This is a genomic window from Tenacibaculum sp. MAR_2009_124 (assembly GCF_900105455.1).
GTDB lineage: Bacteria > Bacteroidota > Bacteroidia > Flavobacteriales > Flavobacteriaceae > Polaribacter.
In genome coordinates this window covers 16607-34216 of sequence record NZ_FNSF01000007.1, presented here as the reverse complement: position 1 = coordinate 34216, position 17610 = coordinate 16607, and the positions used below count along the sequence as shown (strand labels likewise).

The following is a 17610-nucleotide window of genomic DNA, read 5'->3' as shown; positions in this document are numbered from 1 at the left end:
TTTCTTTATGGCGCTATCACCAGTTCTTTCTTAATTGGAGGCATTGATACATCAATTAGCAATGCTTCTTTACTTCCTTTATAGGTTTTCACTATTGGGCTCCCCCCTCTTGTTAATCCCTCAAATACTCCTTTATCTACTAAATCCCAAAGCGCATATTTTGCTTTACCATCAATAGTAAATAATCCGAAATGATTCTCAGACCCTCCTGGGTTCTGTTGATCTTTCCATATTTCATCAAATGCTTCAAAATAGAAACATGACATCCCTTCCTTTTCAGTCCAATCTCTCATATGCTTATAAAACAAAGCCTCTTTGTATTCATCAGTTGCTTTTGACCCGTTATTCCCATAGTGCCCATTTGAGTAACTTGCCCAGCCCGTTTCTCCAATATGAATTGGTTTTTCTACACCAATACTTTTCATATAACGCTCAACTCCATGATATTGAGACTCAGCATAGCGTCTAGAACGTAGCATTGTTTCTTCTATTTTTTCAATGCTTGATAAGCTATCTTCTTTATGAGCCACTCCCCAAAAACGTGGATTGTAATGTGTGTCATGCATTGGGTATGTATGCATTGATATAAAATCAACTGAAGCTATTAACTTATTCAGATCGTTGGTATGATATTCATTGCTACCACCTCCCCATGAGGCGAAGTTATCGGAACTCGTAACCCATAAATCCTTATCTAGTTTTCCTTCTTTTTTTAAATCTTGTAAATGATTTACCCATTTTAAAATTACATCAGGTTGCACGTAATAACTTGTTGCCCATTTTACCATGGCCTCATTCCCAACAGCAATTATTTTAACTATATCCGGGTACTGATTAGCTATTGCAACTGCACGTTCAATTTCACCTTCATTTTGTTCACTTTCTATATTGTGATCAACAGGAAAATCGGTCCATGCGTTTTTACAGTCGATCCAAGCTCCTAACATGATGTACATTTCGAATGACGAGTCTTCTTTCTTCAATTCACTAATAGCCTTCGCTACATTTGCCGCATGAAGTAATTGAACATTATAAGTTCTTAATAATTTAATATTCATGGCATGAAGAATTTTTAAATCCTCTTTTAATTCCTCAATTGTAGGTTGAATATCTCTTGACTCTTTTCTATAACCACCGTATGATATGGCTAAGTAATTCGGATTTCCTAATATGTCTTTAGCTGTCACTATTTTCTTGTTTGATGAATACTTATCAACTTTGTTTGGTTTCTGAGCACACGAAACAGTTAGTAGTAAAATAAGTAGATATAGATGTACCTGTTTTTTCATGTGTTTGTTTTTTGTTGTTTGCATCCTATAAAACCCACATGTTTACAATGGCATTGTTCTTTTTAACGACCACTATAAACATGTTGATTTCATTTTTTTATTTTAGATGACCAATTTCTATATCAACAGTTATTTGAATGATCTCTCCTGTTCTATTGAATACCTTTTTACTGATTTCTGAATCCAATCTTAGTCCTTGTACAACCGATACGTTTCCTCCTTTATCGACGACTTCTAATTTCGATTCATTCGAAATTCTGTAAATAATTGGTACTTGGCAATAGGTAAAAGCCAACATCCTCTCTCCCAAATGGATCTCATTTAATTCTTTATTTAATCCAACATATTTAAAAGGCTTTGCTTTAGATAAAAATTCATTTTTACGAAGTAAGCATGGATCAAAATACAGCATACCATCCTTTACAAATACCCCCAATTCACCAAAACGACTTAGTACGTCTTCTTTCACTTGCCCCGTCATTCCAGGTTGCTGTGCTCCTTTACCAGCAGGAGTATGTGAATATGGATCAGTAGGAAATGCTCCGTATAAGGTTGGTGATTTATGAACACCTATTCCTTCATTGATTTCGTAATAGTGCTCTAACAATCGACCTACTACCTCCGCGTTTTCTCCTTCCTTGATTGCTTTTAAACAACATTCTTGAACGGCCAATTGTAATTTTGAAACCATGTGCCAGTAAATAGATCCTAATCCTTCATATCCATAGAACGTTCCTGAACGACCTGTAAAAGCTTTATGATTAAAAATTTCTTCAAATATTTGCAGCATTTCATCTTTATCACTTTCTGAAACTTTTTCCGAAAGATTGTTTAAAGCCTCTGCTAAATCATTGGCATTTTTAAAGTTTCCATTAAAGTGATATCCTCCACGAATATCTTGTTCTATTATCTTATCTACTTCCTCTGTAGCAATACTTTTCAGTAAGCCTGCATTTTCTATCGACTTTTGAGGTATATCATTACGGTTTAAAAAACCTGGTAATTCTTTATTCGGATATAATAAATAACTGTATTGATCCGGTCTAAAAAGCTTGCTGCTTTTCATTGCATCCAATGCTTTCAAAGCTTCATCGGAAGTTAAATATCCCGAACTTAACGAAGCTACTTGGCCTTCTAACATTTCATCTAAATAAGAAATAGACACTTCGTTATGATTTTCTACCGTCATTAAGTTATACGCATGATACAAATTATCTGCTCTCTTATTCGCTTTTATTGAGTGTTCTAGATATGCTAAACTTAACTCAATAAATTCTTTCAATGAAGTTAATGGTATGTGTTCTTTTCTTCCTGAAAAAGCATTATCGTAAATGTGCAATCTATAATCACTCGCCGGTTGACCTAATCCATCTAAAACAGTTTTTCTCTGTGCATTTGAAAATTGTCCTGACAATAAACTTTGGTATAATTTTAACGTATTAAAAACACTATCAAAAAAGCTTACCAACTCTTTTGAGACCTCAACTGTTTCAGTATTCGAATTTTCAAAAACTCCTTTAAAAAAGTTCAAAAAACGACGCATATAATACAAGGTCACCATTGATACTCCATTTCCAACTAAAGCGTTGTTAGCATCATTCCATTCAGGTCGTTGCGTATTCATCCATATTCCTCCTTCAGGAATAAAATTAGACATCTTCGCCAAAGTAGTCGCCAATATTTTCTCGACGAAGTTTACTTTAACTATAAAACGATTTTCATCTCTTAATAGCGCTCCGTCTGCACCTAATTCGTCGCGCCCTCTTCTAATTTCAGCATCTGAATCCTCATCAAAATCAATTGTATCTTTAGGATTTTTTAATAAATCAGCATATGACTTTATTCTATAAGGAACATTAGCATAAACGAAATTGTCTTTTGTGAATAAACTTTCTAATTTCTTTGGCTGATGATTCTCTACAAACTCCAAAAACTTTAGTAAATATATAATCTGATGATCTCCCCAGTATCCTATATAACTCCATGGGTCATCTGGTTCTATGGTTTCCCAATCGAAACCGTCTTTTGTTACGCGGTATGGATTGTATCCATCGAAAGTAGTTGCATTTAAAAACTTATGAATCATACTTTCAATAAACTCAGGATACGAATGCACTAACGCTTCCCAGTTTTGGAAAATATCACGCCAGTTTCCTTCATAATCCAATATTTTCGAACCATCTTCATTTCTCGTATTAATAGAGAACTTATTCCAAGGTCTACTAGGATCTCCATGTCTACGACTAAATTTTAATGGCATATATTCTAAACAAAGACGACGAAAGTTAATATCTTCTGTTTCCGAAGCTATTTCTTTTAAAACAACTAAAGAAAACTTTTCAGTAAGTTTTTCTATAACTTCTTCATTCTTACGAGCTACTTTTCTATTTGCTTTTTGAATATAGTTTTGAAAGTCCAGCTTTTCAATAGTATAATTATCATCAAAAATCCCTCCTCGCATTATATTAAACAAGGTATTTGAAAAATGACGGGTATCTCTTAATTGATCACCTGTTAACTGAATAGCATCTGAGGAAGCATTTAAACTAATTAATCGTTTAGTTCCCTTGGCTATATCACTATAAACTTTATCATCTAAATCTCTATCCTTTAAAATATTTTCTGAAAGCTCTACTACATTACAATGATCTTGATTTACATTTGCAATCATCATCCAACTTTCACCCGTATTCGGATGAAGTTCAACAGTTGTATTTACAAAATAAGCACCCTTTTCTGCTTTTACATCTTCTTCTTGATGCACTGCTTTACCTTCTCTGAAATTTTTCAATTGTAAAGATGAAAGTAAATATTTAGGATTTTTCAGCCCAAGCGACCAAACCACATTGGCCTTTAGTGCTTCACTTGGCTCTGCTTTATCAACAATAATTGAACTCAAAGCATAAATACCTAAACCTGTTTTTTTATCGAGTTCACTTCGTTTATAGGCATCTACCAAATTACTACTTGCTCTTTGTAAATCACTCCCTACTCCATATGGAATAAGGTTTTGAACACCATCTAAAACTTCAACATTAATTGTTTCTTCAGAAGTATTTACCAACTCACTTTTACGAACAAATCCATAAATATCACTTGAATTCCATTGGTATCTGAAAACTAAATCTAAGTCATGATTGATCTCTTCAAAAAGTATTTTATTTCCATATACATTCTTGTAAAGATTTCGAGAGATTTTAAACTCACCTTCAAATCGTTCAGAAAATGGTTCCCAAATATGAAATTTATCATGTTTATGAACTTGGAAAATTGATTTACTACCAGTAATATCAGCACTTTCTGTTATTTTGTCATCAGTATAATATGGAAACAAAGAAAACTCTGCATTTTTCCGGCCTGCCGTTAATCCTCCGTTACTAGAAATAAACATCCAGTGATTCGATGCACTAACTATGCTCATGAAAAATGAGCGCATTTCATCACTATTTGAAATTTTGAAAAATTTTTCACCATTAATAACGGTTTTTCCTAAAGAAACTTTCTTCATTACGTCTTTCTTTAAAGTAGAATTTATCATCTCTTATTTTTTATCAATATTTATCTTGGATTCTATTATCGAAAAAGCAATACCTTTCTATTAAAACACATTATTATATTCATAATTAATATGCTTTAAACTCTGTTATGGTCATTGCCAAAAATTAAAATTCAAGAAAATGTTTTCTTTTTATTAAGAGTTCTAATACATCGATTAGAGTTTGTTTTAAAAAAGCCAAGAAATACTTGACCTTTTTATATTTTAAGTTGAAAACTTATAGATTTATTTATTCAATAGTTATTTGAAATAAGTTTATTGCTGACTAAAATAAATATTATCTAAATATATATCCACAGGCTGATTGTTATCAGCTCTTGCTGCAGAAATTACAATTTGTGCTATCGCATTTCTTGATAAAAGGCCATTTGCACTTGCACTTACAAAATCATTTAAAGGAATTGATAATGTAACTACATCAGTACCTGTTGGTGTGCTAGTGTATTGAATTGCACTCGTTTCTCCTGAGCCTCCTTCATGATTAGATAACTTAACATTAACCACTTGACCTGCCAATAAAGGATCTACCTTGTATTGCATATGGAAAGTTGTATAACTAGTAGCATCAAATGCGGCCGATGAAAAATCAATACCTGCAAATGTTTGACCTGCTTCAACTTTAATTATTTTCGCAGGACTACCATTTAGCGTTCCATCAACGATTCTACTCGAAGATCCTCCCCAATCTGGTCCCCATGCATTGATTGTGATATCAGTATAATCATCATTGAATATAGAAACTACATCTCCAGTTGAACCACCTCCACCACCAGTAGATTCTTTGTACATATAAATATTGTCTAAATAAATATCACCATTACCATCGAATTTCATTTGTATAACATCCGCCAAGTTAACAGCAGTAAAATCTGTTAATGGAATATCAACACTCGCCCATCCTGAAGTTGGTACCGCCATTGCTTTAGCTGTTTCAGAAGGACCTCCACTGATAAGAAAAGTATTTAATGCTGTTGAGTTTATCGTCCAATAATCAATATGTAAATGTGTCATCGCAGAAACATCCTGAGCACTACCTATTTGCATTCCTTGATAGTTTAATCCAGCATATTTTAATGTATTATTTCCTGCAATATCTTCTTGAGTTACAACAGTTGCTTGCCCCCAATTTGGATTAAAATCAGTTCCGGCAACATTTGTATAAGCATCACTAAATAAAGACACTACATCGGCAGCATCTCTTGCTGGAGGTACAGGAGCTCCTTCTGTTGGAGCCGTTGGTGCAGAAGTTACTTCTACTGATCTAGTTACTTCGGTTGCTGCATTTCCAGCTGCATCACTTACATTATAAGTAATTGTATAAGTTCCTATAGTGCTTGTATCAACTGTATCACCTGCTACTGTTATATTCGCTGAAATATCTCCATCCGTATTATCTGTTGCTGTAGCTCCTGGATCGGTAAACGTACCTCCCTCAACTACAGTCATTGAAGCATCACCATTTAATGTAATTACCGGTGCCACAACATCTACTGTTTCAGTTTGCATAATATTGTCAAAATAGAATGCACCTGCCGAAGTTCCAGGCCCATCAACAAAAACAGTTAATCTGTTATAACTTGCCGCTGAGTCAAAAGTAAAGATTAGTTCTTCCCAACCAGTACCTCCATGAGTAACTGCCATTTCAACAGCCGCTGCTGTGCCTTCTTCTAACTTTAATAAGACAGGAACTGAAGCATCAGCCCACACTGTCATCTTTATCGTTTTATCCGTTGTTAAATCCACAGCTGCATCTAAGTCATAGAAAAAACCTTCCCAATTGGCTCCACTATTTGTTAATTTACCAACTTTTGAGGCTGTTGCATTCGCTCCTGAAGCATCAGGATTATCAACTACCTCAAACGCCGTTCCGTTGAATAAAGAAACTTCATCATATTTTACATTTGCGTCATCAAATGTAATAGGTAACCTTACAGGAACAGGAATATTTATGTACACCTTATCCTCAAAAGTATTAGACGCACCTGAAGAATGAGTTGCTTTTAATGTAACTGTATATTCTCCAGTTTCATATGTTTTTGATGGATTAATTTCAGTAGAAGTGTTCCCATCACCAAAATCCCATTCATATCTATCCGCGTTTTCAGATGTATTGATAAATTTAACCAAACCAATTTCTTGATTTACTGTATAAGTAAATCCTGATTTTACAGTTGGTAATACAGCGTCTTCTTCTTCACAAGCAGAAAAAGAAATGATCAATAAAAAGATCGATAGTAACTTTATATTATTTATTATTTGTTTCATGTTAATGTCTTTTAAAATTGGTTATTGTTTGTACACTCTTACGTAATCAACTAGCATACGTTGTGGAAAAACAGTACTGGCATTAGGAGCTCCTAAGAAATCTCCTCCAACTGCTAAATTGATGATGATAAAGAAAGGTTGATCAAAAACCCATTCTCCAGTAACATCTTCTCTTTTAATTTGATTATACAGTACATCATCTACATAATAATTTACATAGTCTGGTCCCCACTCAATTCCAAAAACATGAAATCCAGTATCAAATCTGTCATTTTCTAACGTATAACTTTTTGTTACCGATTCTCCTCCAGAATAACCAGGACCATGCATACTTCCATGAATTACTGTTGGCTCTTGCCCTCTGAACTCCATCACATCAAGCTCTCCACACTGAGGCCATCCAACGGTATCAATATTTGATCCTAATAACCAAAAAGCTGGCCATATTCCTTGTCCGTAAGGTAATTTGATTCGTGCTTCAAATCGCCCATAGGTTTGATCAAATAGTCCTTGTGTTTTAATTCTTGCTGAAGTATATGAAGACCCGTTAAAATCTTCTTGTTCCGCAGAAATGATTAACACTCCATTTTGTACAGTAACGTTCTTCGCATCATTGGTATAATATTGTAATTCATTATTACCCCAACCATTTGTTCCTGTACCGATATCGTATGTCCAGACAGAGCTATCTAGCATTCCATCCGTATCAAAGTCATCTCCCATAACCAAGTTTGTAAACGTGGCTACAGTTTGTTCTTCACTATTGTCACATCCTAAAAAGATGATTAAAAGCATCAATAATGAGTAATTGAAGATGTTGTTTTTTATTATTTTATGTTTTCGATTCATATTTCTCGATTTAGCTATGGATAGTTTAATTGTAGAAATAAATATTATCTACATAGAAATTTGTTAAGTTGGTACTTTCATTACTATAAATAATTAGACCAAGTTTGTTCTTATTCGCCAGATTTAAATCAAAATCGAGACTCGCCCAATTTCCTGATGATAACTGTGAGCTAGTAATTGTGATATCTTGATTGGTATCGTCTCCTCCACCATCGGCTCCATCGGCTCCAAAATCTCTTATCGTTATTTTTAACTGTGCTCCAGCATCTAAAGCTCCAGGAATATAAATATCAAAATGTACTTTTTGCATTGCACTAGCATCAACAGTAGGATTACTAAAACTGGTTCCTACGAAATTAAAATTCGTATAGTTTAAAATTTTATCTCCGTTAATATCAAAATCTTCCGATTCCGTAGTTTGAAATGGAGCCCAAAACCCATTAAAATAATCTACTGGCACATTCGTGTAAGCGTCACTAAAAACAGAAATTACCTGATTAGCTGGAACCGTAGGTGCTGCTGGTAATTCAAAATCTCCTAAAGAAGAAAGTGTTAAAGATCCTTGTGCAGCCACATTTCCTAAGGTAGCCGTAATTGTAGTTTGACCAGCCCCATGAACCGAAACTTCGCCTAATTCATTAACCGTTGCGACACTGTCATCAGAAGAGCTATAGGTAAAATAAGATGGAGCTACCGAAAAAGTAATATCATCTCCTGATCCAAGATTAAATGTTTGCGTTCCTGAAATTTGTGTAACAATTCCATTAAATGTTTGTCTTGTTATTGTTTCACCATTCATTATAGCAGGTCTTGGTTGTGCCACAGTTCCCAATTTTTCAAACTTAAGTTCGTCAATCCAAAAGGTGTATCCTCCTTCATCATTCGCATCTTCTGCACCTTCAGCATACCAAAACATCCCTCTTTCTTGATCTAATTTAGAAGCATCTGGAATAGGGATAATATATTTTGTCCATACTGTTGATACTTGTAAATTTTCGACTACCACACGGTATTTATTATTTGTATCGCCATCAATTCCAAAACCTATTTCGTTGATGTCTGCACCTTGAGAAGCCTTTGCCCAAAAGGTTAACGCATCGTATCCTGTTAAATCTCTTGGTCCTAAACTCTGAAACGTTGCTCCACCATAACCTACTCCAAATGAAGGAATATCATAACGCATTGAAGCGGTTCCTTGGTATTTCACATCGCTATCAACAGAAAAAGCCTCTGCAAACGATCCACCGAATGGGAAATAATCTAAACCTCCTTCAAAATTATCAAGGAAAATATTTCCATTTGTCGGGTATGTCGCTAGTTCCGCATCTTCAGTAAGGCCTCTTTCACAGCTTACTGTTGACATTAAAATCAACCCTAGAAATAAGGTGATCTTAGCGTATATATATTTTTTAGTCTTCATCTTATTATTTTTATTTTCCTAAGTTGATATGAATATATGTTCTGATCTCCCATTCCGAACCATTACCAAATCCTACTGGACTAATAATTGGTGCAGTTGCAAATGGTAATGCCTCATTCGGAGAATATCTCGGTGAATATTGATCTAAAGATCTCCATGTTCCACGTATTCCGATTTTCGTACTAGGAAGTATAAACCAATCTTGCTTGCTGATTGATGTAGACACATCTAACATTAATTGCATTGGAAACGTTAAGTTAAAATCTCTGTGGTAATCGAAAGGTCCCCAATCATCAACTTTAACCGATGCCATAAACTTCATTTTCTTGTACAATACCCTTAAATCGGTTCCAAAACGATCAATAGTTCGTTGATTATCACCATTTGCCTGGCCATTTCCTGCATAAATATTGGCTATCAATCCTAAATCAGGATTCACTTTTGAAACAATACGAGAATGTACTTCCCACAAGTCTTGCGCAGGTGTTGAATTCGGGAATGCAAAGAATGAACGATTCGATAAAAATCCGATATGTGCATCTTGTGTAGTTGGTAAATGTTTGTATACAAACCCTAAGTTCATTGCAAACTTAGCATCTTCTGCTCTATCATTATCCCATTGGTACATCCAAGTACCTGGCGTAGGATCGTAGGTAAATAAAATTTCACCTGCTGTTGTTTCTCTATTCGCTCTTACAACAAATGGATCGTCAATTACATTTCTTAATCGTCCCGTTCCTCCTACATCATTTGGCATCGCCGCTATTAAAGGTTTTTGCCATAAAAAGTTAGGCGCTACTTGGAAATCTCCAGCGGTATAGGTAAAACCTGATAAGAAATTGGTTTGATTTCCACTACCATTGTCTTTTAACTTCCATCCTGTAAATGTTTGTGTTTGATCTGCACCGCCATTTGCCACTAAGCCCATGATAGCTCCTTGCGCGTACCAATTAAACTTTCCTTTCTGAAAAGTAATTTTTGCTTTACCTCCCCAGTTATCATTTGAATTGATTTTATCAGTATAAACGGTGTAGTTTCCTGGTGTTCCTCTTACATCTTGGAAAGAACTTCCATTTAAAGGACTACCTGCCCAGATTCCTCCTAGAGCAACTCCAACACTACCGAATTTCTTTTCAACAACTAAGGTTGCTCTTTCAGTTGGCCATGGTGGAATAACCCCACTTCGAACCTGATTTGTATTTAGTACTCTTCGCCCTGTATCGTCAAAATCTAAACTTGTATTTAAATCTCTATGATAAATTCCAGTAACATCAAAACCAGCTAAGTGCTTTCTATATTTTAAAAGAACAGTTGGATTAGCGCCCCACCATAACTGAGGACCCGCTGCTACTTTTAATCCTTTTAAATGTCTCTTACCATCAATTTCAACTCCAAAAGTTTCACCTCCGTAAATATCAAGATTAGGTCCGTAATTCGCCTCAGGATATAATCCAAAGAAATCACCTTCATAGCCCCAATGATAGTGTCCTGTTCTATAGAAACCTCTTAAATCAAAATCTTTTGCATTCCATTTAAATTCGGCATTATAAACATTCAACCTATTTACATCACCTAAAGTAACGTTTCCATTTTCCGTATTTACATCGGTTATAGGACGTGCTCTGTTTTCATAAAATATTTCATCTATTGGATTCTCAGCGACTTTCCCTATTATGTTGAAGTTAACATTTGCCGTCATATTATCAGATGGCTTTCCTTCAATACCAACAAAATAAGAATGCATATAATCAAACCCTAATTGGTTTGGATACGCTATATTATCTGGATCCGCTGTATCTGGCGTTGTTAACAAAGAACCTCCTGTATAAAATGTAGTATACTCTGCTCTTAACTGACTCAGTTTTATTTTACCTCCGTGCTGAGCTCCCAAAGCAGCCTGATCACCACGTGCCTTTAAAACAGCATCCATGATATTGATACTTTTAAAATAATTATCAATGTATTCAAGATTCGTACTACTCTCATAAGGATTTACCATATGGGCATCTTTCAATGCGTAATAGGCAGCACGAGGATATAATGTATACAAACCACGAGAATTTGTTGGTCCTTTTGCACAGATACCAAACCATTCTTCATTCATATTATTTGAACCATTTTTAGTATCGTGGTAATACCCTCCATTACTCCAAGAAGCTCCTGTTTCATGAGTATCAGCATCTTTTCTATCATCGAAACCTAACTTCCACCAACCATCACTAAATTGAAATGTGAATCCACCAATAGAATTCCCTGCCTTTCCTAAACCTGCAGCATTTTCATAAATTTCTTTCCAGTTACTTAAATTGTAATGAGCTTGCCAATATTGATCTTCTTTGGCTTCCAAAGCATTGTATGAATCTGCTCCAAATTCAGTGAACATTAATGCCATATCCGTCTTTTTGCTTACGACATCAAAAAAGTCTCCAAATGATTCTCCTCTGTACGTGTTAGCTCCATAGATATCAACATCTTTACATTCTTCTGCAATGATATCAATAAACAATACATCTCCATTACAAATAGCTACAGGGTGATTCGAATCGATGGCTTTCATTTTCTTTGCCACTTCGTTCATTAAACGATACATTGGTCGACCTCTATTTTCTCCTACAGCCTTCTTCTTTTCTTCTTCATCAGGAAAATCTTCTGTTTCCGCTCCTTGCCAAAATAGACCATAATTATTTTCGTTCCCCATCATATACATTAAAATACCAGGAGTGTTTTGATAGTCATTTACTAACTTCATCATTTCACCCACTAATAATTCTTGTGTCCGTGCATCAGAATAATCAGTAACTGGTGTCCAAACACCATCGATAGTTAATCCATATCGCCCAAATTGATGATTTAACAAGGTGTAGATTCCATATTTTTCATAAATGTATTTTACCCATTTTTGAGGTACACCTATATATTGACGGATTACATTTACATTCATGTTTTTTAGCAAGCCCATTTCAGCATCCAATCCAGCTTTCACAATGTCGTCTGATTGGTTGTAAAAATTAGCATTAACTACATTAGTACCAATGGGAACATAATCCCAATTCATACCATTCATCATTAATGGTTTTCCGTCCACCATTAATCGCATTCCATCTTTACTTTTTTCAACGACTACTTTGTTTTGCGAGAAAGCAATCATTGAGAAAAACAAAAATGTAAGTATTAGAAAGTGTTTATTCATAATAGATTGTATTTAAAGCGTTGATATTGTTCCCCTTAGTTTTCGAAGATGTTGTAAATTTACATACTGAAACTACCAATTCCTTAAAAAAAACCTACACAAAAAACATACAACGCAATAAAACACCAGTAAACAACTGTAAATCCATAAAAATGACCCGTCTTTATTGACAGTATAGTAATACACTTAAATCCTCTCAAAACATGATAAAAACACCTTTGTATAGTTAATGTTTGGGTAAAATCAGTATTTGTATGGTTTTAAATGGGGTGTTTTTATGTGACTTCACAGCTTTTTAACATTAAAAACACCACGACATAGCATTCTTTTAACATATAACTAACGAAATTGAGGTGAAGAAAATATTGAGATTCTAGCCAGGTAACATACTTATATGGACTTGAAACATTGCTATTTGATTTGAAATATAACTTCTGAAAAATTAAATAACGATATTTCTATTGTGGCTTCATCTTATTATTCTAAAATTTAACTTCTGTATAGCTTACTCATACTCGTTACTCGTCACAGACTAGCATTAGCCATTACTTTGATATAATTGCGCCATCTGGGGTAATACTTTTGGATAGTATAATTACTTAGAATTATTCTTACCAAACCACATGAAAGGATTCGTGCGGGAGCGAGGCAGACTAAGTATTACAAAATTCTGTAATGCTTAAAAAGTTAAATGATATTAACCAACTTCCACAAAGAGAACGTGATATCTTATTACTTACTGTCGACGCTTTCTTACGAGATTACAACGTCAAAAAAGCATACTCCTAAAAAACAACAAAACCACAACATTTCTGCTGTGGCTTTATCTTGTTATTTTTAAAATTTAATTTCTATTTACTCACTCATGCTCGGTACTAGTCACAGACTAGCACTAGCCAGTTACTTTGACATACTATGACCCAGCGGGGGTATTCTTAGCTCCTTTCTCATTATCTCCAAAACCAACCAAAGACGCTCCAGAGATTTTCCAACCACTACCAGTACTATAATCAATCAAAGTTCCCAATACTAATTGACTTTTAAAAGACAAAGGAGACATGAAAACATCAGGTAAAACTTAAATCTATTACATAAAAAAACTACCTCAAAATCTAATGCAAGGCAGCTTTTTATTTATTGTTATTGCTTACTCATACCCTCCACGAGAAAGGATTCTCGCGGTAGCCGTTACTTTGTCATTCGTGCGCCATCAGGGGCCTCACTCTTTATCGCTCATTCACGCGGGAGCGGGGGTTTTGCCATTATAAATGGCTAATCATATGCTCGTTTCTTAACTAAACTTCAATTTAAATCTTGCCATTACGCTGTCGCTAAATGTCAAGGAGCGGAGTATCAATTAAAGTTACCAAATCATTTTGAGTATTTTCATCTCCACCGATAAACTCATGAAATTTACCCTTAATAATTAATCTACCATCGAATAGTTCATACTCTAAAAGTTCAATAATTAAGTCAACCTCTGAAGTATAAAATTCTCTTTCAATAACTTTATTATTATTCAAAACAAACACAAAACAAAATTCCGCTTCCGAAGGAAGAAAAAGTCCTTTAATACAACATACAAAAAGCCTATGATCTAATTTATAAACTTTCTTTGAAACAATTTTAAAATTATCATCTTCCTCAAAAGGCAATTCTTCTGAGCTATTATTTAATAATCCACTGACATAGCTATTTGTCTGTTCAATAAGCACTAATGAATCCAATTCTTTCGACAAGACTAATTTCTTCGGTTTCTTTTGACTTTTAAATTCACTTAGTTCTGTTTTATTTTTTATATTTTTTTTTGTTTCAAAACTAGTTTCTGTTTTTGTCTTTTTACAGCTAAAAAGCATCAATAAAAGATAGACAAACGCTAATAATTTCATTTTACTTGTCTTTAATTTGTGATTTATTATATCCTTCAAGAGAAGAATCAACAGAAGGGATTTTTACTTTTGACATCTCCTTTTGTTTGATCCCTATTTTCCATTTATCAACTTTTAGCAAATTTGGGTTATAACTAGGTGCTTTTAATGCTGGCAAAGTATATTTAGGCCTATGGACATACACTCCAATATCCCCTGTCCCAGAAGGAAATATATCCATAAACATTTTCCAACTTTTTTTATCTATTAATAGACATGCTTGAGAAACACCTCCATAACTTCCTGTCTTACTAAGATATTTTTTATATCCCATATATTTATGCGTCATTCCACCCCAAAGTGTACCTGTATAATTCCTTCTTCCTGCCTTATGAATATTAATACCTGTTGAATACCCTAAACCTGTTGCAGGATTAACTCCTCCTAAAATCGGGATTCTTCCAGTACCATCAAGATTTTTGATCTGTAAAGCCCAGTATTTCCCTTGGTGCTTATGTCTTACCGCCTTATATAATCCAGGTGCAATAGTAGCAAACCTACCAGGATCTGATGGCATCGTTGTCGATTTAAATACTTTCTGTTTAGGAACAGTTATTATTTCTGTAGACTCCTTACCAGTTTTCTCGTCTTTAACTATTTGAGATTCTTGAACAGAATAATAAACGGTTGCTTCAGCTGAACCAATATTGAAAGACTCGTATCTTTGCTTGCTCTTTCTCCATCTACCAGACTTCCAAGTACCATTATCTTTAAAAACGACTGCAGCCTCATAGTACCCATCTTTTAAATTACCTTCCTTATCAAAAGCATTATCTGCATCCCATTCATAACCTGTAACATTACCTTCTTTATCTTTGGTTGTTTTATATTCTAAACCTTCCAATTCCACTCCATCAATTACCTTATTTTCACTAAAGGCATAACTACTATTATATGGATATTCTTTAAACAAAGGATCCACCGCAAAGAACCTTCCCACTCTCGGGTCATTCATTCTAAACTTATAGTTAATAGAATTCCCTTCCCCTTTTAACTTCATCGTCTTTTTCTTGTCCTTGGAAGCCATAACGGTAACTGTCTGCTTGCCCATGTCTATTAGGTAAGAGCATCCCGCCAGGGGAATAAATTATTTGATATAAACATCTTTTTCTAAAAAATATTCCCAAGACAGCATTCTCGTAGAGTCTTTATGATATGATTTTAAATAATAAAAATCCGTTAAAAAACCAAAAACATACGCTTTACCTTTAAAATGAGGTTTAAATTTAAATGAGAACTTAAAAGTATCCTTATCCATTTGGATGGGTAGGATTGTATCAATAAAATTTCTACCTTTTAAAAAAGCTCCTTGATTTTCTTTATGATTTTTTATTCCTAGAATAAGGGCTATTTCTCTTTCATCTTCATTAACCCTTTTTATACTATCATTTAGCCTATAAGAAAATTTCACCTCTCCACGTTCCACTTCATTAGTAAAATTTAGAGTATCACCACTTTTCATTGATACATTTAAAAAGTAATTATCTCCTTTGTAATACCCTTTTTTCAAACCAAAACTTTCACCTTTACCGACCTCATTTTTTCTTTTAACACAACTAACGAAAAAAACTATTAGTAAAATACTTATTAACAAATTTCTATACATACATCTTATACAATTAAAAAAATCTTGGGGACTTCACTTTTTCTCCTCCAGAACTTGAAGTTCCACTATTTATAATAGAGTCTTGTTTTTCTCTTGTCCTCTTTCTATGTATTGACCTAACTTTTGATCGACTACCTGATTCATCTCTAAATGTAGTATCTTGTGGTATCGGATATAAAGTTATACTACCAGAATGGTTTACTTTTTCCCCTATTTTTGAATTCTTTTTAGTGATTTTCATTGTGATCATATTAGGCATTTCTATTTGAGTTTGAGCTTTTACTTCTGCTTTTTCTTGTAATTGCCTTATATTTTCTAAATCAAATAAATCTCCTAACAAACTTGATAATGCATCTAGTCCCTTGGCATTACCTTGCCTACCAACCACGAAAGAAGCAAATTCAAAAAAACCTCCTCCATCAATCCATGCCGATGCTTTACCTCTTCTTGTTGTCCCAAAACTGTTTCCTACTGTACTATTTGGTCCATCACTAAAAGCATAACCCCCTCCTCTATTTGCTAAAAAGTCATCTAAATTCCCCCAAAAATCATCATCTAAATTCAGTCTAGCTTCAGCAAAAGTATCATTACTTAAAATAATACTCGTTAAAAACACTTCCTTTCCAGTACCAGGAGAAATTGTGTAAATCTCCATTTTATTAGGATCTACAGGTTCAAGTGACATAGTAGCTGAATACACACCATCTCCTCCTCGTTCCAAAAACCTATCCTTTCCCCAACTATTATTTGACTTAGATACTAATGCCGATAGCACTACACTAAGTACTCTTCCATCACTCATCTGCCTTAAAGGTACTGAACCATTCCTTCCTTTCTTGATTAATTCTGAAAACCACGGGCTATGGACTATTATTTTTTCCTGCCCTTCTAATTCTACAGCATCAATTACTCTGTTTTCACTAAAAGAATATGGAGAATTATGAGCATATCTTCTAGCCAACGGGTCAACCGCAAAGAACCTACCCACTCTCGGGTCATGCATTCTGTATTTGTAGTTAATCGAGTTTCCTTCTCCTTTAACTTCATCATCTTTTTCTTGTCCTTGGAAGCCATATCTATAAGAATCTGCTTGTCCATGCCTATTAGGTACGAGCATACCAAAGGGATAGTAGTCTATGCGCTTTTCTACAAAAAATTACTTTTTTTTTGCGCATACCTTACCTTTCTCAGCTACTAAAAAATATTTTAAAGAACGTTTACTTACCTGCGAATATACTGTTTTTTAGCCTTTCCATAAGTAGTATAAGGTAACAACTTTTCTTCAAGTTGTTACCTTGTTAACGTTCCGCAAAGGGTTTAAAAAGTGGCTGGTGGTGCGTGGATTTTCAACCCTTTGTGGAATGGCTTGTTTTTCATCCTGACGGCACGAGTTGTATAAAAAAACAAGCAAAGAAGTAAGGCAAGCTTTTTCACTTGGCGGCTTTTTGTGAAGTCTTTTTTAGGCAAATTCGAAGCGGTGGCTTACGAAGTAAAAATTAACGTCCGA

General features: G+C 34.4%; 10 protein-coding genes. All 10 read right to left on the bottom strand.

All coding sequences use genetic code 11. The features are described 5' to 3' along the window. Positions 1–5: 5 nt before the first annotated feature. The 10 genes from BLW23_RS17150 to BLW23_RS17105 all read right to left on the bottom strand — a co-directional run bounded on the left by BLW23_RS17150 (position 6) and on the right by BLW23_RS17105 (position 17241). The gene (locus tag BLW23_RS17150; RefSeq protein WP_093673167.1) at positions 6–1289 is read right to left on the bottom strand and encodes a glycosyl hydrolase family 17 protein; all 1284 of its coding nucleotides are present in this window, start codon (positions 1287–1289) and stop codon (positions 6–8) included. Positions 1290–1386: 97 nt separating this feature from the next. Next, on the bottom strand, positions 1387–4827 hold the full coding sequence (locus tag BLW23_RS17145; protein WP_093672160.1) for a hypothetical protein: 3441 nt from the start codon (positions 4825–4827) through the stop codon (positions 1387–1389). Positions 4828–5100: 273 nt separating this feature from the next. Next, positions 5101–7110 (bottom strand): immunoglobulin-like domain-containing protein, encoded by a 2010-nt coding sequence (locus tag BLW23_RS23065; RefSeq protein ID WP_143032217.1) that lies wholly within the window; start codon positions 7108–7110, stop codon positions 5101–5103. A gap of 21 nt (positions 7111–7131) precedes the next feature. Further along, entirely contained in the window at positions 7132–7959 is an 828-nt protein-coding gene (locus tag BLW23_RS17135; RefSeq protein WP_093672158.1) for a glycoside hydrolase family 16 protein, read from the bottom strand. A 25-nt stretch (positions 7960–7984) separates the two neighbouring features. Continuing rightward, entirely contained in the window at positions 7985–9379 is a 1395-nt protein-coding gene (locus tag BLW23_RS17130; RefSeq protein WP_255362824.1) for an Ig-like domain-containing protein, read from the bottom strand. A 10-nt stretch (positions 9380–9389) separates the two neighbouring features. After that, positions 9390–12569: a glycosidase gene (locus BLW23_RS17125; protein ID WP_093672154.1), complete on the bottom strand. Its 3180-nt coding sequence runs from the start codon at positions 12567–12569 to the stop codon at positions 9390–9392. 1331 nt (positions 12570–13900) lie between these two features. Further along, complete coding sequence (locus tag BLW23_RS17120; RefSeq protein WP_143032216.1) at positions 13901–14458, bottom strand: hypothetical protein; 558 nt, start codon at positions 14456–14458, stop codon at positions 13901–13903. Position 14459: 1 nt separating this feature from the next. Further along, positions 14460–15548: a hypothetical protein gene (locus BLW23_RS17115; RefSeq protein WP_093672150.1), complete on the bottom strand. Its 1089-nt coding sequence runs from the start codon at positions 15546–15548 to the stop codon at positions 14460–14462. Between the two features lie 36 nt (positions 15549–15584). After that, positions 15585–16007 carry a hypothetical protein gene (locus BLW23_RS17110; protein ID WP_143032215.1) on the bottom strand — a complete coding sequence of 141 codons (423 nt, stop codon included), beginning with the start codon at positions 16005–16007 and terminating at the stop codon, positions 15585–15587. A 109-nt stretch (positions 16008–16116) separates the two neighbouring features. Then, positions 16117–17241: an RHS repeat domain-containing protein gene (locus BLW23_RS17105; protein WP_255362846.1), complete on the bottom strand. Its 1125-nt coding sequence runs from the start codon at positions 17239–17241 to the stop codon at positions 16117–16119. Between the last annotated feature and the right edge of the window lie 369 nt (positions 17242–17610).

Excerpts from the sequence above, each read along its gene's own strand:
- BLW23_RS17150 (WP_093673167.1), bottom strand. The coding sequence starts at position 1,289 with ATGAAAAAACAGGTACATCTATATCTACTTATTTTACTACTAACTGTT.
- BLW23_RS17145 (WP_093672160.1), bottom strand. The coding sequence starts at position 4,827 with ATGATAAATTCTACTTTAAAGAAAGACGTAATGAAGAAAGTTTCTTTA.
- BLW23_RS23065 (WP_143032217.1), bottom strand. The coding sequence starts at position 7,110 with ATGAAACAAATAATAAATAATATAAAGTTACTATCGATCTTTTTATTG.
- BLW23_RS17135 (WP_093672158.1), bottom strand. The coding sequence starts at position 7,959 with ATGAATCGAAAACATAAAATAATAAAAAACAACATCTTCAATTACTCA.
- BLW23_RS17130 (WP_255362824.1), bottom strand. The coding sequence starts at position 9,379 with ATGAAGACTAAAAAATATATATACGCTAAGATCACCTTATTTCTAGGG.
- BLW23_RS17125 (WP_093672154.1), bottom strand. The coding sequence starts at position 12,569 with ATGAATAAACACTTTCTAATACTTACATTTTTGTTTTTCTCAATGATT.
- BLW23_RS17120 (WP_143032216.1), bottom strand. The coding sequence starts at position 14,458 with ATGAAATTATTAGCGTTTGTCTATCTTTTATTGATGCTTTTTAGCTGT.
- BLW23_RS17115 (WP_093672150.1), bottom strand. The coding sequence starts at position 15,548 with ATGGGCAAGCAGACAGTTACCGTTATGGCTTCCAAGGACAAGAAAAAG.